At 69.7% G+C, this 19,064-nt stretch carries 16 protein-coding genes, 2 rRNA genes and 1 riboswitch (1 of these 19 only partly in view); of the genes, 5 read left to right on the top strand and 13 right to left on the bottom strand.

All coding sequences use genetic code 11. From position 1 onward, the window contains the following. Positions 1 to 203: 203 nt before the first annotated feature. Genes modA through ACGH52_RS07350 form a run of 4 tightly spaced genes read left to right on the top strand, consistent with a single transcriptional unit; the run spans position 204 to position 3,497 of the window. Positions 204 to 1,046, top strand: coding sequence for a molybdate ABC transporter substrate-binding protein (gene modA / locus ACGH52_RS07335; protein ID WP_399938264.1), 843 nt, complete (start codon positions 204 to 206; stop codon positions 1,044 to 1,046). Next, positions 1,043 to 1,903 carry an ABC transporter permease gene (locus ACGH52_RS07340; protein WP_399938266.1) on the top strand — a complete coding sequence of 287 codons (861 nt, stop codon included), beginning with the start codon at positions 1,043 to 1,045 and terminating at the stop codon, positions 1,901 to 1,903. The genes modA and ACGH52_RS07340 overlap by 4 nt, the downstream gene beginning before the upstream one ends. Then, on the top strand, positions 1,900 to 3,051 hold the full coding sequence (locus tag ACGH52_RS07345; protein ID WP_399938268.1) for an ABC transporter ATP-binding protein: 1,152 nt from the start codon (positions 1,900 to 1,902) through the stop codon (positions 3,049 to 3,051). Before ACGH52_RS07340 ends, ACGH52_RS07345 begins: the two co-directional genes overlap by 4 nt. A 26-nt stretch (positions 3,052 to 3,077) precedes the next feature. Continuing rightward, the gene (locus tag ACGH52_RS07350; RefSeq protein WP_399938270.1) at positions 3,078 to 3,497 is read left to right on the top strand and encodes a molybdopterin-binding protein; all 420 of its coding nucleotides are present in this window, start codon (positions 3,078 to 3,080) and stop codon (positions 3,495 to 3,497) included. Between the two features lie 67 nt (positions 3,498 to 3,564). Here ACGH52_RS07350 and gcvP read toward each other — a convergent pair whose 3' ends face one another. Further along, on the bottom strand, positions 3,565 to 6,450 hold the full coding sequence (gene gcvP / locus ACGH52_RS07355; protein ID WP_121702269.1) for an aminomethyl-transferring glycine dehydrogenase: 2,886 nt from the start codon (positions 6,448 to 6,450) through the stop codon (positions 3,565 to 3,567). Positions 6,451 to 6,629: 179 nt separating this feature from the next. Further along, positions 6,630 to 6,725, bottom strand: a riboswitch (glycine riboswitch). Between the two features lie 150 nt (positions 6,726 to 6,875). On the opposite strand from gcvP, the gene ACGH52_RS07360 reads away from it, so the two are divergent. Further along, positions 6,876 to 7,253, top strand: coding sequence for a PRC-barrel domain-containing protein (locus tag ACGH52_RS07360; protein ID WP_171987047.1), 378 nt, complete (start codon positions 6,876 to 6,878; stop codon positions 7,251 to 7,253). On the opposite strand, the gene ACGH52_RS07365 is transcribed toward ACGH52_RS07360, so the two are convergent. From ACGH52_RS07365 to ACGH52_RS07420, 12 genes are all read right to left on the bottom strand, one after another. Next, entirely contained in the window at positions 7,169 to 8,602 is a 1,434-nt protein-coding gene (locus ACGH52_RS07365) for a DNA polymerase IV (RefSeq protein WP_121702270.1), read from the bottom strand. The two genes, ACGH52_RS07360 and ACGH52_RS07365, sit on opposite strands and share 85 nt — an antisense overlap. A gap of 73 nt (positions 8,603 to 8,675) precedes the next feature. Continuing rightward, the gene (locus ACGH52_RS07370; protein ID WP_171987048.1) at positions 8,676 to 9,362 is read right to left on the bottom strand and encodes a MerR family transcriptional regulator; all 687 of its coding nucleotides are present in this window, start codon (positions 9,360 to 9,362) and stop codon (positions 8,676 to 8,678) included. Positions 9,363 to 9,525: 163 nt separating this feature from the next. After that, on the bottom strand, positions 9,526 to 9,999 hold the full coding sequence (locus ACGH52_RS07375) for a bifunctional nuclease family protein (RefSeq protein WP_030189411.1): 474 nt from the start codon (positions 9,997 to 9,999) through the stop codon (positions 9,526 to 9,528). Positions 10,000 to 10,107: 108 nt separating this feature from the next. Continuing rightward, positions 10,108 to 10,845, bottom strand: a complete 738-nt coding sequence (locus ACGH52_RS07380) for a MerR family transcriptional regulator (protein ID WP_399938273.1) — start codon at positions 10,843 to 10,845, stop codon at positions 10,108 to 10,110. Positions 10,846 to 10,889: 44 nt separating this feature from the next. Then, complete coding sequence (locus tag ACGH52_RS07385) at positions 10,890 to 11,741, bottom strand: FHA domain-containing protein (RefSeq protein ID WP_238696783.1); 852 nt, start codon at positions 11,739 to 11,741, stop codon at positions 10,890 to 10,892. Positions 11,742 to 11,889: 148 nt separating this feature from the next. Beyond that, positions 11,890 to 12,732, bottom strand: a complete 843-nt coding sequence (locus ACGH52_RS07390; RefSeq protein ID WP_076973374.1) for a DUF881 domain-containing protein — start codon at positions 12,730 to 12,732, stop codon at positions 11,890 to 11,892. Between the two features lie 5 nt (positions 12,733 to 12,737). Continuing rightward, positions 12,738 to 13,070: a small basic family protein gene (locus tag ACGH52_RS07395; protein ID WP_003977440.1), complete on the bottom strand. Its 333-nt coding sequence runs from the start codon at positions 13,068 to 13,070 to the stop codon at positions 12,738 to 12,740. Further along, entirely contained in the window at positions 13,067 to 13,975 is a 909-nt protein-coding gene (locus tag ACGH52_RS07400; RefSeq protein WP_079032760.1) for a DUF881 domain-containing protein, read from the bottom strand. The genes ACGH52_RS07395 and ACGH52_RS07400 overlap by 4 nt, the downstream gene beginning before the upstream one ends. Before the next feature lie 99 nt (positions 13,976 to 14,074). Continuing rightward, positions 14,075 to 16,570, bottom strand: coding sequence for a mannose-1-phosphate guanyltransferase (locus ACGH52_RS07405; RefSeq protein WP_059297746.1), 2,496 nt, complete (start codon positions 16,568 to 16,570; stop codon positions 14,075 to 14,077). Between the two features lie 112 nt (positions 16,571 to 16,682). Further along, on the bottom strand, positions 16,683 to 17,291 hold the full coding sequence (locus ACGH52_RS07410) for a CDP-alcohol phosphatidyltransferase family protein (RefSeq protein WP_052838778.1): 609 nt from the start codon (positions 17,289 to 17,291) through the stop codon (positions 16,683 to 16,685). Positions 17,292 to 17,401: 110 nt separating this feature from the next. Beyond that, positions 17,402 to 17,518: ribosomal RNA gene (rrf, locus tag ACGH52_RS07415) — 5S ribosomal RNA — on the bottom strand. An 85-nt stretch (positions 17,519 to 17,603) separates the two neighbouring features. Next, positions 17,604 to 19,064: ribosomal RNA gene (locus tag ACGH52_RS07420) — 23S ribosomal RNA — on the bottom strand; it runs 1,662 nt beyond the window's last position.

Here is a 19,064-nt window from a genome sequence, read left to right on the forward strand (position 1 = left end):
CACCCGCCCTGCGGACGCACGTCGGCACCCGCCGACCGTGAGAACGCACATGCCAGCCTTTCCTCACCCATGGCTCGCTCATGCGATGCGACAGGAGACATTGCCCTCGCACATGCGGAAGTATGATCGGCGCAAGGGGGACACCGTTCACTCGGCCGCCGAGCCGTCGGCCCCTGCCCAGAACGCCGAGGGAGTGGCCCGTGATGACCCGTTCCGTGCGCAGGACCCACCGCATCCCCCGTACCGCGCGGGTGGCCGGAGCCGGGGCCGCCGCGCTGCTCGCCCTGAGCGCGTGCTCGTCATCGTCGGACGCGGACACGGACACGGGCTCGGACTCCGCCGGTGCCTCGTCGTCCTCCTCCGCGAAGCTCTCCGGCCAGGTCACCGTCTTCGCCGCGGCCTCGCTCAAGGAGAGTTTCACGACGCTCGGCGAGACCTTCGAGAAGCAGCACCCGGGCACCGAGGTCACCTTCAACTTCGCCGGCAGTGACACCCTCGCCGCCAGCATCACCGGCGGCGCCCCGGCGGACGTGTTCGCCTCCGCCAGCCCGAAGACGATGGCCACCGTCACCGACGCCGGGGCCGCGGCCGGCACCCCCGCCACCTTCGTGCGCAACCAGCTGGAGATCGCCACGCTGCCCGGCAACCCCGAGCACATCTCCTCCCTGAAGGACCTCACCGGGTCCGGCCTCAAGGTCGTGCTGTGCGACCGGACCGTGCCGTGCGGTGCCGCGGCCCAGAAGGCCCTGGACGCAGGCGGTCTCGACCTCACCCCGGTCTCCTACGAGCAGGACGTCAAGGCTGCCCTCACCAAGGTCGAACTGAAGGAGGCGGACGCCGCCGTCGTCTACAAGACCGACGTGATGGCGGCCGGCGGCAAGGTGACGGGCGTCGACTTCCCGGAGTCGGCCAAGGCGGTCAACGACTACCCGATCACCCTCCTCAAGGACGCCCCCAACGCCGACGCGGCCAGGGCCTTCGTCGAGCTGGTGAAATCCGCCGAGGGACAGCGGGTGCTCACCGGGGCCGGGTTCCGCACGCCATGACCAGGGCCGCCGGAACGAAGCCCGCGCCACCCGGGACCGACCTCGTGGCCGGTGGGCCGCGCCGTCCCCGCCGCAGCGGGCGCATGGTGCCGGTCCCCCTGCTGGTGCCCGCCCTGATCGGCCTGGCGTTCCTGCTGCTGCCGCTGCTGGCCCTGGTGATCCGCGCGCCGTGGAGCGGCCTGCCGGAGCAGCTGTCCAGCCCCGAGGTGTGGCAGGCGCTGCGGCTGTCGCTGCTGTGCGCGACGTCCGCGACGGTGCTGAGCCTGCTCGTCGGCGTGCCCCTGGCCTGGCTGCTGGCCCGTACCGACTTCCCCGGCCGGGGGTTCGTCCGCGCGCTGGTGACGCTGCCGCTGGTGCTGCCGCCGGTGGTGGGCGGCGTCGCGCTCCTGCTGGCGTTCGGACGCAACGGCGTGATCGGGCAGTGGCTCGACGCGTGGTTCGGGATCACCCTGCCGTTCACGACGACGGGCGTCGTCCTCGCCGAGACGTTCGTGGCGATGCCGTTCCTGGTCATCAGCGTGGAGGGCACCCTGCGCGCCGCCGACCCGCGCTACGAGGAGGCCGCCACCACCCTCGGCGCCAACCGCTTCACCGCCTTCCGCCGGGTGACGCTCCCGCTGATCGCGCCGGGCGTCGCGGCGGGTGCCGTGCTGGCCTGGGCGCGGGCACTGGGCGAGTTCGGGGCGACGATCACGTTCGCGGGCAACTTCCCCGGCCGGACCCAGACCATGCCGCTGGCCGTCTACCTCGCCCTGCAGAACGACCCGGCGGCGGCGATCGCCCTCAGCCTGGTCCTGCTGGCCGTCTCCATCGCCGTCCTGGCAGGTCTGCGGGACCGCTGGATGAGCGCGTCATGACCGGCACCGACGAACGGAAGGCCGCCATGGACTCCCCCGACGCCGACGCCAACGCCAACGCCAACGCCAACGCCGACGCCGCCCCCACCCCCGACAGCCCTCGGCTCAAGGACGGCCTCGACGCCCGCCTGGTCGTGGACCGCGGCACCTTCCGCCTGGACGTCGCGCTCACCGCCGCGCCCGGCGAGGTCGTGGCCCTCCTCGGACCCAACGGCGCGGGCAAGACCACCGCCCTGCGCGCGCTCGCCGGTCTGGTCCCGCTCACCGGCGGTCACCTGCGCCTGGACGGCGCGGAGCTGGACCGTACGCCGCCGGAGTCCCGCCCGGTCGGCGTCGTCTTCCAGGACTACCTGCTCTTCCCGCACCTGACCGCCCTCGACAACGTCGCCTTCGGACCGCGCTGCCGGGGCGCGAGCAAGGCGGAGGCCCGGACGCGGGCCGCCGCGTGGCTGGACCGGATGGGCCTGGCCGGCCACGCGGGTGCCAAGCCGCGCCGCCTCTCCGGCGGCCAGGCCCAGCGCGTCGCCCTGGCCCGCGCACTGGCCACCCACCCGCGACTGCTCCTGCTGGACGAGCCCCTCGCGGCCCTGGACGCCCGGACCCGGCTGGAGGTGCGGTCCCAGCTCCGCCGCCATCTCGCGGAGTTCGAGGCCGTCGCCGTACTGGTCACGCACGACCCGCTGGACGCCATGGTGCTGGCCGACCGGCTGGTCGTGGTCGAGGACGGCGCGGTCGTCCAGGAGGGCGGGCCCGCCGACATCGCCCGCCGGCCCCGCACGGACTACATCGCGCGGCTGGTCGGCCTGAACCTCTACCGGGGACGGGCCGAGGGCCACACCGTGCGGCTCGACGCGGGCCCCGCCATCACCACCACCGAGCACCTCGCGGGCCCGGTCTTCGTCGCGTTCCCGCCCAGCGCCGTGACCCTGTACGGCGCGCGCCCCACCGGTTCCAGCGCCCGCAACCTGTGGCGCTGCGAGGTCGCGGGCCTGGAGAGTCACGGCGACCAGATCCGTGTGGACCTCACGGGCGAACTCGCGCTCGCCGCCGACCTCACGACGGTCGCCGCGGCCGAACTGGGCCTCCACCCGGGCGCACCGGTGTGGGCGACGGTCAAAGCGACGCAGACCCACGCATACCCGGCATAGCGCCTCTGCCGGGCTACGGTGCCCCCATGAGCCTGAGCATCCGCAACCAGCTCCCCGGCATCGTCACCGCCGTCACCCCGGGCGAGGCCATGGCGACGGTCGGCGTCCGTCTCTCCGGCGGCCAGGACCTCACCGCGGCGATCACCCGGGAGGCCACCGAGGACCTCGCGCTCGCCCCCGGCACCGCCGTACGGGCCCTGGTGAAGTCCACGGAGGTGGCGCTGGCCACCGGGCGCGTCGACGGCCTGTCCATCCGCAACCGGCTGCCGGGCACCGTCACCGCCCTCACCATCGGCGCGGCGATGGTCTCCGTCGCGGTCGCCGTCGAGGGCGCCGAACTGACCGCCGCCATCACCCGGCAGGCCGCCGACGAGCTGGAGCTGTCCGTCGGCGTTCCCGTCGTCGCACTGGTCAAGTCGACGGAGGTGTCGCTCGCCACGGGATGAGACGCCGAGAGGCTCCGTCCGGGGCTGGGGAGCCCGGACGGAGCCTCTCTCACTGCTGCGGCGGGACTCAGTCCTCGTACGCGTCCAGCGGCGGGCAGGAGCAGACCAGGTTCCGGTCGCCGTAGGCCTGGTCGATGCGGCGGACCGGCGGCCAGTACTTGTCGGCGGCGGACACACCGGCCGGGAAGACGGCCTCCTCGCGCGTGTACGCGTGGTCCCACTCGCCGCCCAGCGCGCCCGCGGTGTGCGGAGCGCCGCGCAGCGGGTTGTCGTCGGCGGACCAGGCACCGGAGCCGACCTTCTCGATCTCCGCGCGGATGGCGATCATCGCCTCGCAGAACCGGTCCAGCTCGGCCAGGTCCTCGGACTCGGTCGGCTCGATCATCAGCGTGCCGGCCACCGGGAAGGACATCGTCGGCGCGTGGAAGCCGTAGTCGATCAGACGCTTGGCGACGTCGTCGACGCTCACGCCGGTGGCCTTGGTCAGCGGGCGCAGGTCGATGATGCACTCGTGCGCGACCAGCCCGCCCGGGCCCGTGTACAGCACCGGGAAGTGCGGCTCCAGGCGCTTGGCGATGTAGTTGGCGGACAGCACGGCCACCTGCGTGGCGCGCTTGAGGCCCTCGCCGCCCATCAGCCGGACGTACGACCAGGAGATCGGCAGGATCCCGGCCGAGCCCCACGGCGCCGCCGAGATCGGTCCGACGCCGGTCTGCGGACCGGCCGCGGGCTGCAGCGGGTGGTTGGGCAGGTACGGCGCCAGGTGCGACCGTACGGCCACGGGGCCGACGCCGGGACCGCCGCCGCCGTGCGGGATGCAGAAGGTCTTGTGCAGGTTCAGGTGGGAGACGTCGCCGCCGAAGTGCCCGGGCTTGGCGAGGCCGACCAGGGCGTTGAGGTTGGCGCCGTCCACGTAGACCTGGCCGCCCGCGTCGTGCACCTGCGCGCAGATGTCGGCCACGTGCTCCTCGAACACGCCGTGCGTGGAGGGGTACGTGATCATCAGCACGGCCAGCTCGTCGCGGTGCTTCTCGATCTTGGCGCGAAGGTCCTCGACGTCGATCTCGCCGTCCTCGGCGGTCTTGACGACGACGACCTTCATCCCGGCCATCACCGCGCTGGCGGCGTTGGTGCCGTGCGCGGAGGACGGGATGAGGCAGACGGTGCGCTGCTCGTCGCCGTTGGCCCGGTGGTAGCCGCGTACGGCGAGCAGTCCGGCGAACTCGCCCTGCGACCCGGCGTTGGGCTGGAGCGAGACCTTGTCGTACCCGGTGACCTCGGCGAGCCGCTCCTCCAGCTCGCGGATGAGGGTCAGGTAGCCCTGCGCCTGCTCGGCGGGCGCGAAGGGGTGCAGCGCGCCGAACTCGGACCAGGTGACCGGCTCCATCTCGGTGGTCGCGTTGAGCTTCATGGTGCAGGAGCCCAGCGGGATCATGCCGCGGTCCAGCGCGTAGTCCCGGTCGGCGAGGCGGCGCAGGTAGCGCAGCATCGCGGTCTCGGAGCGGTGCTGGTGGAAGACGGGGTGGGTCAGGAAGTCGTCGGTGCGCAGCAGCGCCTCGGGCAGCGCCTCCCCGGCCTCCGCGTCCAGCGCCTCGACGTCGCCCTCGACGCCGAACGCGTTCCACACCCCGCCCACCTGGGCACGCGTGGTGGTCTCGTCGCAGGCGAAGGACACGTGGTCGGCGTCCACGAGCCGCAGGTTGATGCCGTTGTCGCGCGCGGCGTGGACGATCGCGTCGGCCCGGCCGGGCACCCGCGCGGTGACCGTGTCGAAGTACGCGCCGTGCACGATCTCGACGCCGCCGGCGGCGAGACCGGCCGCGGTGATGGTGGCGTACCGGTGGGTGCGCCGGGCGATGGCCCGCAGGCCCTCGGGGCCGTGGTAGACGGCGTACATGCCGGCCATGACGGCGAGCAGCACCTGCGCGGTGCAGATGTTGCTGGTGGCCTTCTCGCGGCGGATGTGCTGCTCGCGGGTCTGCAGGGCCAGGCGGTAGGCCTTGTTGCCGTCGGCGTCCACGGAGACGCCGACCAGGCGGCCGGGGAGGCTGCGGGCGAACTTCTCGTGCACGGCCATGTAGCCGGCGTGCGGTCCGCCGAAGCCCATCGGTACGCCGAAGCGCTGGGTGGTGCCGACGGCGATGTCCGCGCCCAGCTCGCCGGGCGAGGTGAGCAGCGTGAGCGCGAGCAGGTCGGCGGCGACGGTGACGAGCGCGCCCAGCTCGTGCGCCCGGTCGATCACCGGCTTGATGTCGCGGACGGCTCCGGAGGCGCCCGGGTACTGGAGCAGGACGCCGTTGATCTCGCGCTCGGCGACCTCGGCGGGGATGCCCTCGCTCAGGTCGGCGACGACGACCTCGACGCCGGTCGGCTCGGCACGGGTCTGTATCACGGCGACGGTCTGCGGCAGCGTGTCCGCGTCGACCAGGAACAGGCCCTTCTTGTTCTTGCCCATGCGCCGGGAGAGGGCCATCGCCTCGGCGGCGGCGGTGCCCTCGTCGAGCAGCGAGGCGCCCGACGTGGGCAGGCCGGTCAGCTCGGCGACCATCGTCTGGAAGTTCAGCAGGGCCTCCAGGCGGCCCTGGGAGATCTCCGGCTGGTAGGGCGTGTACGCCGTGTACCAGGCCGGGTTCTCCATGACGTTGCGCAGGATGACCGGCGGGGTGAAGGTGCCGTAGTAGCCGAGGCCGATCATGGAGTCGAGGACCTGGTTGCGGTCGGCCAGGGAGCGCAGCTCGGCCAGCACCTCGGCCTCGGAGCGCGCGCCCGGCAGATCCAGCCGGTCGGCGTTCTTGATCACATCCGGCACCGCGGCGGCCGTCAGTTCGTCGAGCGAGCCGTAACCGACCTGCGCGAGCATCTTGGCCCTGGCCTCGTGGTCGGGGCCGATGTGGCGCTGCTCGAAGGGCATGGCCTGTTCGAGTTCGGAGAGCGGAGTGCGATGGGCGGTCATGTGCGGAGGCCTCCTGGTCTGACGACCTTCGAGGGGCACCACGGCGCGGGTACCCGGACGGCCTCCCCCTCTGTCATCTCAACCTGAGAGCTTCACCGGGCGAGCCCTGGGGCTCCTCCCGGCTTTCACCGTCGGTGAGAGCGGAAGCCGTCGACACCCGCCCTGCTTTCCAGAGTGACCTCGTCCGTGCGGTACGTGAGCCTGAGAGATTCCGGGGAGGATTTGCTCCTTCGGCGCCTCCGATGGTGTCCGGAGGACTCTCCCGCGCGGGGTCAGCAGCCGTTTGCCAGCGTACCAGCGAGGCCGCCGCACGGACTTCGAGTGGCCGACCTGCCACTTGTGCTCTTTTGTAGTACTTACGGATGATTAGGCGGCTGGTGTGTGACCCCAGTGCGGCCCAGTGGTGCGATCAAGTGGAGGGCCCCGTGCGTACTGACATCGATCCGCGGAACCTGATCGGCCGCAAGGCGTTCGACCGCGACGGCACCAGGATCGGCACCGTGGACGAGGTCTACCTCGACGATGCCACCGGCGTCCCCGAGTGGGCGGCGATACGAACCGGCCTCTTCAGCAGGGACGCCTTCGTCCCCCTGGAGCCCAGCGAGCTGGTCGACGGCACCCTGCGCGTGCCCTTCGACCGCTCCCTGATCAAGGAGGCGCCCGACTTCGGCGTCGGCCGCCACCTCTCGCCCGAGCAGGAACTCCAGCTCTACCACCACTACGGCTTGGACGTGGCGGCCGCTCCCCCGCCTCCCGACCACGACTTCGGCAAGCTGGCCGGCAGGGGCAACGACGAGGGCTGACCCGCCGCGCCTTCCGCAGCGGCGACCAGCGGCAGCGGGTCCGCGGGGGTCAGCTCGGGGTCGTCCACCGGAAAGGTCCGCACCCGCCCGACCTCCGAGTACGGCGTCTCGAACCGCACAGTGACCCGCCCCAGGCCGCTGCCCTGCACCCAGCCGTGCCCCAGCTCCGTGTGCCGCACGTCGTGCCCCGCCGCCCACCGGCGCTCGGTGGGCGAGGGTCTGTGCTCCTCGGCGGGCCGGGTCTCGATCTCCTCGGCCGGTTCGTCGGCCCGCTCCCCCGCCGCCTGGGCGAACAGGTCCTCCTGCGTGTAGTCGGCGAGGCCGCTGACGCCGACCCCGAGCAGCCGTACGCCGCCCGTGGTGTCCACCGAGTCCAGCAGTCTGGCCGCCGCCTCGCGCACCACCGCGGGGTCGTCGGTGGGCCCGCGCAGGGTCTCGGAGCGGGTCAGCGTGGAGAAGTCGTAGCGGCGCACCTTGAGCACGATGGTCCGCCCGGACAGACCGGAGCCGCGCAGCCGCCGGACGCAGCGGTCCGCGAGCCGCCCCACCTCGACGCCGACCCGCACCCGGTCGTGGATGTCCACGTCGTAGGTGTCCTCGACGGACACCGACTTGGTCTCCCGCTCGGCCACCACCGGCCGCTCGTCCCGCGCCAGCGCCATGGCGTACAGGGCGTGGCCGTGCGCCTTGCCCAGCAGCCGCACCAGCTCGTCCTCGCCCGCCTCGGCGATCTCGCCGACCGTGGTGATCCCGGCCCGCCGCAGGTGGTCACCCGTGGCCGGACCCACCCCGGGCAGCGTCCGCACGGTCATCGGCTCCAGCATGGCCCGCTCCGTCCCCGGCGGGATGAGCACCAGTCCGTCGGGCTTCGCCTCCTCCGAGGCGATCTTGGCGAGCATCTTGGAGGCGGCGAGGCCCACGGACCCGGTGAGGCCCGTGGCGGTGCGGATGTCCGTGCGCAGCTTCACCCCGGCCAGCCGCGCCGACTCCGCGTCCCAGGCCGTCCCGCCGGCCTCCAGGTCCACGAAGGCCTCGTCCAGGCTCAGCGGCTCCACCAGCGGCGACAGCTCCCGCAGCAGCCGCATCACCTGCTCGCTGATCGACCGGTAGAGCTCGAAGCGCGGAACGAGGTAGGCGGCGTGCGGCGCGAGCCGGCGGGCCTGGCCCATCGGCATCGCGGAGTGCACGCCGAACACCCGCGCCTCGTACGAGCAGGTGGCGACCACGCCGCGCGGTCCGAGGCCACCCACCACCACGGCCTTCCCGCGCAGGCTCGGCTTGGACGCCTGCTCCACCGAGGCGAAGAAGGCATCCATGTCGAGATGCAGGATCGTGGGCGCGGTTCTCACATCCCCGATGCTGCCCTACGCCACTGACAATCCCGCCATCACCGGCCGGAGGAACCCCGCGGCGGCGTACGGTTCAGACCGCCCGGTTGTTCCGCCGCCGGGCCAGCTCGTCGGCCGGATTGTGCCCGACCAGGGTCTCCCCCGTGTCGATCCGCTCCCCGTGCAGCTGGGACAGCGCGCTCTCCACGTCCCGCCACACCACGCCGACGGCGATCCCGAAGACACCCTGGCCGCCCTGGAGCAGGGCGTGCACCTCGTCGGGAGACGTGCACTCGTAGACGGTGGCGCCGTCGCTCATCAGCGTCATGCGCTCCAGGTCGCGAAAGCCGCGCTCCCTGAGGTGCTGGACGGCGGAGCGGATGTTCTGCAGGGAGACACCGGTGTCGAGGAAGCGCTTGACGATCTTCAGCACGACCACGTCGCGGAAGCTGTACAGGCGCTGTGTGCCGGAACCGTGCGCGGGCCGCACGCTGGGCTCGACGAGGCCGGTGCGGGCCCAGTAGTCGAGTTGCCGGTAGGTGATGCCGGCGGCCGCGCAGGCCGTCGGGCCGCGATAGCCGATCTGCTCGGACGCCATGGACGCCGCCCCTCCGCTGGTCGGCACGCCCGCCGGTCGCTGCGGACCGTGATCGGCCGCGCCACCGTGCTGGGCGTGACCCGCGCTCGCGCGCAACCGGGAACCCGGGGGCGGGTACGGACCGCCTGCCCCGAGACTGTGCCCGGGGCCACCCCCAACCGTACCGTCGCCGCTGATTCTCACGCCGACCTCCGTCCTTGACCTGCCTCCTCGAAGGTAGGCAGTCACCAAGGGTGCGTCAACGATCGCCACACTCGGCACGCCGAGTGATAATCACCCTACGAGTGGTTTCGCGTGCCCTGTTCCCGGGAAAGGCTAGCCGGATGTGCGCGGACGGGGCCGCGTCTCACTGGTTGCTGGTCCCGAAGTCCTCGGGCGAGATCTGGTCGAGGAACTCGCGGAACTTCTCCACCTCGTCCTCCTGCTCGTCCGGAATGGCGATGCCGGCGTCGTCGAGGACCGTGTCGCTTCCGTAGATCGGCGTACCGGTGCGCAGGGCCAGCGCTATGGCGTCGGACGGCCTGGCACTGACCTCGACCCCGCTCGCGAAGACCAGCTCGGCGTAGAAGACGCCGTCCCGCAGGTCGGTGATGCGCACTTCCGTGAGCTCCTGGCCGACGGCTTCCAGCACGTCCTTGAACAGGTCGTGGGTCAGCGGCCGCGCGGGCGCCATGCCCTGCTGGGCGAAGGCGATCGCCGTCGCCTCCCCAGGTCCGATCCAGATGGGAAGGTAACGGTCGCCGCCCACCTCGCGCAGCAGCACGATCGGCTGGTTGGAGGGCATCTCGACCCGGACACCTACGACATCGAGCTCGTTCACACAGCAACCCTAGGCCGTGCCCGGGACGTTTGGGTAGTCGGGCCGGGATCGGGTGGGCGATCCGGGTCTGGATCGGGTCGGTGATCCGGATCCGCGGTCCCGCTCGTCTCAGGGCAGCCGCACGCCCAGGGCGGTCTGCACCAATGCGGCGTGCAGCCGCACCGCCAGCCCGGCCAGCTCCTTGGTGCGGGCCTCCGCGTGTGCCCTGGTCTGCGGGTTGCGGTGCCGTTTCAGCGGGGCCACCACCTGGTCCACCAGCCCGGCCTCCCGGTCGGCGGCGGCCTTCATCACCCGCAGGTGCCGCGGCTCGATGCCGAAGCGTCCCAGCTGCACGACCAAGGACGCCACCGTGACCGCCTCGGCGTCGTACGCACCGTCGGGCAGCGGGGCGAGGAGTCCGTACGACTCCCACTCCTTCAGCTCCTGGTCACCGATCCCGGCCGTGGCGAGCAGCTCGTCCCGCCCGATCCGGGCCACGGTGGGGCTCTCGGCGGACTCCGTTACGGGCTCGCCGTCCCGCTGCCGGCCGACCCGGGGCAGCGCGACGGCCTCGCCGCGCTCCACGGCGTCCAGATGCTCGCGGATGACCTTGAGCGGCAGATAGTGGTCCCGCTGCATGCGCAGCACGTGGCCGAGGCGCTCGACGTCGTGCGCGCTGAACTTGCGATACCCGGCCGGGGTCCGCCGCGGCTCGACGAGGCCCTCCGACTCCAGGAAACGGATCTTGGAGATGGTGATGTCGGGGAACTCGTCACGCAGCGCGTTCAGCACTGCGCCGATGCTCATCAGCCCACTGTCCGTGACGGCGGCGCCTTGCCCGGCACCGCCGCTCGGTGTTTGAAACATGGACCTTCCCTGGAGGTTCCCCGGGCGGGCCGCCCGGGGGCGGGTCAGTAACCCCGCTGGCTCGCGTAGAACACCAGCCGGTACTTGCCGATCTGCACCTCGTCACCGTTCGACAGGGCGACCTGGTCGATGCGCTCCCGGTTGACGTACGTGCCGTTCAGGCTGCCGACGTCGGCGACCGTGAACGAACCGTCCGGGCTGCGGCGGAACTCCACGTGCCGACGCGAGACCGTCACGTCGTCCAGGAAGATGTCGCTCTGCGGGTGACGACCGGCGGTCGTCAGCTCGCCGTCCAGCAGGAAGCGGCTGCCCGAGTTCGGACCGCGCCGCACGACCAGGAGCGCGGAGCCCAGCGGCAGCGCGTCCACGGCCGCCTGCGCCTCGGGGGAGAGCGCCGGCACCGCCGTCTGGCCGGTGACCTCCGCGTCGTAGGCCTCCAGGCCGGAGATGGAGATCGTGGAGGTCGTCTCGGACGCGCGCTCCGGGACCGCCCCGGGCCGCAGCGGAGCGCCGCAGTTGGAGCAGAAGCGGCTGTTCTCCGCGTTGCGGTTGCCGCACCTCGTACACACCAGGGCCGACATGGACGGATCCTCCTGCCGCGGCTGCCCCGCCGGGGCGTTCGACGCGTACGGGTCGGGATTGAACCCTCCACCCGGACCTGCGGCCGAGGGCTGGCCGAAACCTATGCCGCCGGACTGAGCAGGGTCAACAGACGGCGCGCCCGGACCACCCACCTGGTCCCGGTACATCGGGCGTCGGCCCTCCGCGTCGGGCTGTGCGCGATGACGGGCGGTCGCGTTGTCGCCGCTGCCCTCTCGCGCGCTCTTGCCGAACAACTTCGCAAACAACTTCACGGGCGATTCCCCTTGACCGAAACAGACCCGCCCGTGGGGCAGGACGAACCCTTACTGAACGCACTGGCCGACCCGGACACCTTCACAACGTCCGTCTCCACCAGACAGTTTCCACCACGCACCACCCAATCGGTGCGCCGACCCCCCGCAACCTCATGCCCTCGCCGGACGTCCCCCATGCACCGTCGGTTCACTGGGAGGACGACCGAGCGTAGTCAGGCCGCTCCGCCGCTCGCAAGGCGTCCACGACGATCTTGCTCGACCGCTCAACAGTAACGGTGGCCTGTTCCTTCTCCAGAGTCTGCACCACTCCTCCAGGAATGTTGAGAGCCGGTTCGAGGTCCTGCGGCTTGCCGATGACCTGGAAACGATAGGGCGCGTTGATCTTGTTCCCGTCGACGCTGACGGACTTGTCGGCGTCCGCGAGGTACGTGCCGGCGACGACCCGTACCCCGTTCACCTGGATCGCCTCCGCACCCGCCGCGCGCAGCTCCTGGATCGCGTCGAGCAGCATGTCCGCCTCGACCGTCCCCTTCGTGTCCTCGATGGTCACCGTGATGCCGGGCCCCTGCGCGGCCACGGTGCCCGCGAGGATGCCCAGTTGCCGCTCCTTCTCGAGCGTCTGCTTGCGGGCCTCCTCCGCCTGGTCGGAACTGTTCTCCAGCTCGTCGCGCTGCTTCTCGAGACCCTGTTTCTCGTCTTCAAGACGCTGAGTTCGGTCGTCCAGTTCATCGAGGATGCGGACCAGATCCTCCTGGCGGGCGCCACGCAGTGCGCTGTCGCTGTCACTGTTGGACGCCACCTGGACCGCAAGGCCGAATCCGAGCCCGAACAGGAGCAGGGCGACGATGAGTTGTGCCCGTGTCAGGCGAGGCGGCCACAGCCCCTTCAGGAGCCGCTGCCTGCCGGTCACTCCGTTCCGCTCCGGCCGTGCGCCTCCCCGGTCCTCCCCGGCCGCGGACGGCGAGGGCGGCACTTCGTCGGGCAGCTCCTTGCGCAGCCGGTGCGCGGGCCGCTCCTCGTGGTCGCTCATCGGCCTCACGCCCGGAAGACGTGGCGTCGGATCGCCGCCGCGTTGGAGAAGATGCGGATGCCGAGGACCACCACGACGCCGGTGGACAGCTGGGCACCGACGCCCAGCTTGTCGCCCAGGAACACGATCAGCGCGGCCACCACCACGTTGGACAGGAACGACACCACGAAGACCTTGTCGTCGAAGATGCCGTCGAGCATGGCCCGCAGACCACCGAAGACGGCGTCCAGCGCCGCCACGACGGCGATCGGCAGATACGGCTCCACGGCCGCCGGCACCTCGGGCCGGACCAGCAATCCGGCCACGACTCCCACGACGAGGCCCAGTACGGCGATCACGATGTGCCCTTCTCGGTTATCGGCTGTGCTGTACGTACGATCACACTCGGTGCGGCCGGCAGCTTGAGGTCGTCGGCGACGGAGATGGCGGTCCGGATGCCGTAGCTCTCCTCCAGCGCATGCAGGTACAGCCCGTCCGCGCTGTCCTGGAAGCCCCTGCTCAGCCGCTCGCCGTCCCCCACCGCGAGCACCGTGTACGGCGGCACCAGCGGCCTGTTGTCGACCAGTATCGCGTCACCGGCGGCCCTGATCGCCGACAGTGCCGTCAGACGCTGGCCGTTGATGGAGATCGCCTCGGCGCCGGACTCCCACAGACCGTTGACCACGCGCTGCATGTCCCGGTCCCGCACCCGGCCCGTGTCGGAGAACCCGGAGGTGCCGCGCGGCTGCCCGTCGGCGCCTGCGCCGCCGACGTCCTTGGCGTCGTTCACCACGAGCTTCACGCCGGGGCCGTGCACCTCCACCGCGCCCGACAGGATCCCCACCAGGTCGGTGCGGTCGCCGTCGCCGCTCTTCTCCAGCGCCTCGCGCCGTCGCGTGTTCACGTCGTCGCGCAGCTCGTCGACGCTCTTCTCCAGCTTGTCGGCCGCCGAGGTCTCCCCCTCTATGCGGTCGACCAGCTCTTCACGCTCCTTCGCAACGACGGGAGCGGCGACCCGCGCCTGGGCCGCGCCGACCGTCACGACCAGGGCCGCGAGGACCAGACCGGCCGCCAGCCCCAGCTTGGCGCGCAGCGTCTTCGGCATGCCGCCCCTGCCGTCGGCCTTCTTCCGCGCGGCGGCCTCGGCGTAGCCGTCGTCGAGGCTGTGGTCCATGACGTTGGTGAGCAGCGACATGGACGCGTCCGGGCGCGCGGGCCGCGTGGATGTGCTCCGAACGGGGGGTGGCTGCGGCATGCCGCACATCGTCGCACGCCACGGCCACTACCTCCGAACGGCCCCACCGGCGTGCCGGACAGGCCCCCTTGGGGACACTTGTCCGGCACGCACGCGTGCGGCGCGTTCTCAGCGGCCCGCGCTGTCCACCACCGCGGCCCACTCGTCCAGCAGCGCCTGGGCGGAGGCGTCGTCGGGACCCTCGGCCCACAGGTGGGTGACCGCTTCCGCCGGGTCGGGCAGGACCATCACCCAGCGCCCGTCGGTCTCGACCACCCGCACCCCGTCCGTGGTGTCCACGAACCGGTCTCCGGCCGCCTCGACGACCCGCCGCATCACCAGGCCCTTGACGGCCCACGGGGTCGCCAGATCACGCTTGAGGACATGGGCCCGCGGAATCCGCGCGTCGATCTGGCTCAGCGTGAGCTGCGTACGGGCGACCAGCCCGATCAGCCGCACGAAGGCCGCCGTGCCGTCGTAGACGCTGCTGAACTCGGGGACGATGAAGCCGCCCTTGCCGTCGCCGCCGAAGATCGCCCCTTCCTCGCCGCCGACCCGGGTCAGGTCGTCCGGAGAGGTGGTCGTCCACTCGACCTGCGTGCCGTGGTACGCGGCGACCTGCTCGGCGATCCTGGTGGTCGTCACCGGGAGCGCGACCCGGCCGCTGCGCCGCTCGGCCGCGATCAGGTCGAGCATCACCAGCAGCGCCCGGTCGTCCTCGATGATCCGGCCCTTCTCGTCGACGAGCGACAGCCGCTCACCGACCGGGTCGAACCGCACACCGAACGCGGCCCGCGAGGACGCCACGATCTCCCCGAGCCGCACCAGCCCCGACCGCCGCATGTCGGCCGACTCGGTGGGCCTGGCCTCGTCGAGACCGGGATTGATGGTCAGCGAGTCGACGCCCAGCTTCCCGAGCAGGCTGGGCAGCACCAGCCCCGCGCTGCCGTTGGAGGCGTCGACGACGACCTTGAGCCCGGAGTCCGCGATGCCGGTGATGTCGACGTTGCGCAGCAGGGACCCGGTGTACGAGTCGAACACGCTGGACGGGAAGTGCAGGTCCCCGATCTCTCCGGGGAACGCCCTCCGGTACTCCTGCCGCGCGAAGACCCGGTCCAGCTTTCGCTGGCTGCCCTGCGACAGGTCGGCGCCCTGTCCGTCGAAGAACATGATGTCGACGGAGTCCGGCACCCCCAGAGTGGTCCGGATCATGATTCCGCCGGCGCTGCCCCGCGCGGTCTGCTGCCGTGCCACGGGCAGCGGTACGTTCTCCAGGTCGCGTACGTCGATGGCGCTGGCCTGCAGTGCGGAGATCACCGCCCGCTTCAGGGCACGGGCACCACGGGAGTGGTCACGGGCCGTGGTGACGGTGGAGCCCTTCTTCAGGGTCGTCGCGTACGCACCGGCCAGCCGCACGGCGAGCTCGGGCGTGATCTCCACGTTCAGGATGCCGGAGACCCCGCGGGCGCCGAACAGGTGCGCCTGGCCGCGGGACTCCCAGATGACCGAGGTGTTGACGAAGGCACCGGCCTCGATGGTCTTGAACGGGTAGACCCGCACGTTCCCCTGGATGATCGATTCTTCACCGACCAGGCATTCGTCACCGATGACCGCGCCGTCCTCGATCCGCGCGGCACGCATGATGTCGGTGTTCTTGCCGACCACGCAGCCCCGCAGATTGCTGTGCGGTCCGACGTACACGTTGTCGGCCACCACGGCCTTGTGCAGGAAGGCGCCGCTCTTGACGACGACGTTGGACCCGATGACGGTGTGCTCGCGGATCTCGGCGCCGGCTTCGACCTTGGCGTAGTCGCCCACGTACAGGGGCCCGCGCAGCACGGCGTCGGGATGCACCTCGGCCCCCTCGGCCACCCAGACCCCGGGCGAGATCTCGAAGCCGTCGATGTCGACGTCGACCTTGCGCTCCAGGACGTCGGCCTGGGCCTTCACATAGCTTTCGTGGGTACCGACGTCCTCCCAGTAGCCCTCGGCGACATAGCCGTAGATGGGCTTGCCTTCCTTCATCAGCTGCGGGAAGACGTCACCGGACCAGTCCACGGGCACATCGGGGTCGACGTAGTCGAAGACCTCGGGCTCCATGACGTAGATTCCGGTGTTCACGGTGTCCGAGAAGACCTGGCCCCAGGTCGGCTTCTCCAGGAAGCGCTCGACCTTGCCCTCTTCGTCGACGATGGTGATGCCGAATTCCAGCGGGTTGGGCACGCGCGTCAGACACACGGTGACGAGCGAGCCCTTTTCCTTGTGGAAATTGATCAGGTCGGTGAGGTCGAAGTCGGTCAGGGCATCGCCGGAAATCACGAGGAAGGCATCGTCCTTCAATGCTTCCTCGGCGTTCTTGACGCTTCCGGCGGTACCGAGTGGCTTCTCCTCGTTGGCATAGGTGAGCTCCATACCGAGCTCCTCGCCGTCACCGAAATAGTTCTTGACCAGCGAGGCCAGGAACTGGACGGTCACGACGGTCTCATTGAGCCCATGCCTTTTGAGCAGCCGGAGAACGTGCTCCATGATCGGCCGGTTGACCACCGGCAGGAGCGGCTTGGGCATGCTCGAGGTCATGGGACGAAGGCGTGTGCCTTCGCCTCCAGCCATCACGACGGCCTTCATGTCGGAAGCGTCCTCCTCTGAGAGACGACGGTTTAGCCGACTTCACCCGTCCAGGGTCCCGCACTTTTCCAGCGGGGGCCATCCGGCCACCGGGACCGCGGAATCAGCGAGTTCAATCGGCTGCGACGTCCGCACGCACCAGACGGCGGACCTGCACCACATAGAGAACACCTGCCCACCAGTACAGGGTTGTACCCCATCCGGCGAACGCCCATCCGAAGACTGCGGCGAGTGACGCGATCCATCCGCTTCCGTCACTGAGCAGAAGCAGCGGGAAGGCGTACATGAGGTTGAACGTGGCGGCCTTGCCCAGGAAGTTCACCTGCGGCGGCGGATAGCCGTGGCGCCGGAGGATGCCCACCATGACCAGCAGCATCGCCTCCCTGGCAAGCAGTACAAGGGTCAACCAGAGCGGGAGAATCTCGCGCCAGGTGAGGCCCACCAGTGTCGAGAGGATATAGAGCCGGTCGGCCGCCGGGTCCAGCAGCCGGCCGAGGCTGCTGATCTGGTTCCAACGCCGCGCGAGCTTTCCGTCCAGGTAGTCGCTGACCCCGCTCAGGGCCAGCACCAACAGCGCCCAGCCGTCGCTCTGCGGACCGCCGAACTCGGGCCGCAGGATGAGCCACAGGAACAGCGGCACGCCGAGCAGGCGCGCCATGCTCAGGATGTTCGGGATGGTGAGGACCCGGTCGGTCTGCACGCGGGTCTCCTGGACCTCCACGCGGGGGCCTCCTGGTGGGAAACGAGTCAATGATGCCCACTGACCTTACCTCAACGCAAAAAAGCTCTGGCTCTCGGGCTGCGTGCCCAAGAGCCAGAGCTCTAAAAGGAGTTCGGCGGCGTCCTACTCTCCCACAGGGTCCCCCCTGCAGTACCATCGGCGCTGTAAGGCTTAGCTTCCGGGTTCGAAATGTAACCGGGCGTTTCCCCTACGCTATGACCACCGAAACACTATGAAACAGACAACCAACCGGTGACCAACACGGTCTGATTGTTCGTGGTTTCAGAACCAACACAGTGGACGCGAGCAACTGAGGACAAGCCCTCGGCCTATTAGTACCGGTCACCTCCACACCTCACGGTGCTTCCAGATCCGGCCTATCAACCCAGTCGTCTACTGGGAGCCTTAACCCCTCAAGGGGGTGGGAGTCCTCATCTCGAAGCAGGCTTCCCGCTTAGATGCTTTCAGCGGTTATCCCTCCCGAACGTAGCCAACCAGCCATGCCCTTGGCAGGACAACTGGCACACCAGAGGTTCGTCCGTCCCGGTCCTCTCGTACTAGGGACAGCCCTTCTCAAGACTCCTACGCGCACAGCGGATAGGGACCGAACTGTCTCACGACGTTCTAAACCCAGCTCGCGTACCGCTTTAATGGGCGAACAGCCCAACCCTTGGGACCGACTCCAGCCCCAGGATGCGACGAGCCGACATCGAGGTGCCAAACCATCCCGTCGATATGGACTCTTGGGGAAGATCAGCCTGTTATCCCCGGGGTACCTTTTATCCGTTGAGCGACGGCGCTTCCACAAGCCACCGCCGGATCACTAGTCCCGACTTTCGTCCCTGCTCGACCCGTCGGTCTCACAGTCAAGCTCCCTTGTGCACTTACACTCAACACCTGATTGCCAACCAGGCTGAGGGAACCTTTGGGCGCCTCCGTTACTCTTTAGGAGGCAACCGCCCCAGTTAAACTACCCATCAGACACTGTCCCTGATCCGGATCACGGACCCAGGTTAGACATCCAGCACGACCAGACTGGTATTTCAACGACGACTCCACCCACACTGGCGTGCGAGCTTCAAAGTCTCCCAGCTATCCTACACAAGCCGAACCGAACACCAATATCAAACTGTAGTAAAGGTCCCGGGGTCTTTCCGTCCTGCTGCGCGAAACGAGCATCTTTACTCGTAGTGCAATTTCACCGGGCCTATGGTTGAGACAGTCGAGAAGTCGTTACGCCATTCGTGCAGGTCGGAACTTACCCGACAAGGAATTTCGCTACCTTAGGATGGTTATAGTTACCACCGCCGTTTACTGGCGCTTAAGTTCTCAGCTTCGCCCCACCGAAATGGAGCTAACCGGTCCCCTTAACGTTCCAGCACCGGGCAGGCGTCAGTCCGTATACATCGCCTTACGGCTTCGCACGGACCTGTGTTTTTAGTAAACAGTCGCTTCTCGCTGGTCTCTGCGGCCACCCCCAGCTCACGGAGTAAATCCGGTCACCGGGTGTGGCCCCCCTTCTCCCGAAGTTACGGGGGCATTTTGCCGAGTTCCTTAACCATAGTTCACCCGAACGCCTCGGTATTCTCTACCTGACCACCTGAGTCGGTTTAGGGTACGGGCCGCCATGAAACTCGCTAGAGGCTTTTCTCGACAGCATAGGATCATCCACTTCACCACAATCGGCTCGGCATCAGGTCTCAGCCGTATGCAAGGCGGATTTACCTACCTTGCGGCCTACACCCTTACCCCGGGACAACCACCGCCCGGGAT

Source organism: Streptomyces sp. BBFR25, from assembly GCF_044590125.1.
GTDB classification, from domain to species: Bacteria; Actinomycetota; Actinomycetes; order Streptomycetales; family Streptomycetaceae; genus Streptomyces; species Streptomyces canus_D.

Excerpts from the sequence above, each read along its gene's own strand:
- gcvP (WP_121702269.1), bottom strand. The coding sequence starts at position 6,450 with ATGACCGCCCATCGCACTCCGCTCTCCGAACTCGAACAGGCCATGCCC.
- ACGH52_RS07390 (WP_076973374.1), bottom strand. The coding sequence starts at position 12,732 with ATGAGCGACCACGAGGAGCGGCCCGCGCACCGGCTGCGCAAGGAGCTG.
- ACGH52_RS07345 (WP_399938268.1), top strand. The coding sequence starts at position 1,900 with ATGACCGGCACCGACGAACGGAAGGCCGCCATGGACTCCCCCGACGCC.
- ACGH52_RS07380 (WP_399938273.1), bottom strand. The coding sequence starts at position 10,845 with ATGTTTCAAACACCGAGCGGCGGTGCCGGGCAAGGCGCCGCCGTCACG.
- ACGH52_RS07350 (WP_399938270.1), top strand. The coding sequence starts at position 3,078 with ATGAGCCTGAGCATCCGCAACCAGCTCCCCGGCATCGTCACCGCCGTC.
- ACGH52_RS07405 (WP_059297746.1), bottom strand. The coding sequence starts at position 16,570 with ATGAAGGCCGTCGTGATGGCTGGAGGCGAAGGCACACGCCTTCGTCCC.
- ACGH52_RS07400 (WP_079032760.1), bottom strand. The coding sequence starts at position 13,975 with ATGTGCGGCATGCCGCAGCCACCCCCCGTTCGGAGCACATCCACGCGG.
- modA (WP_399938264.1), top strand. The coding sequence starts at position 204 with ATGACCCGTTCCGTGCGCAGGACCCACCGCATCCCCCGTACCGCGCGG.
- ACGH52_RS07340 (WP_399938266.1), top strand. The coding sequence starts at position 1,043 with ATGACCAGGGCCGCCGGAACGAAGCCCGCGCCACCCGGGACCGACCTC.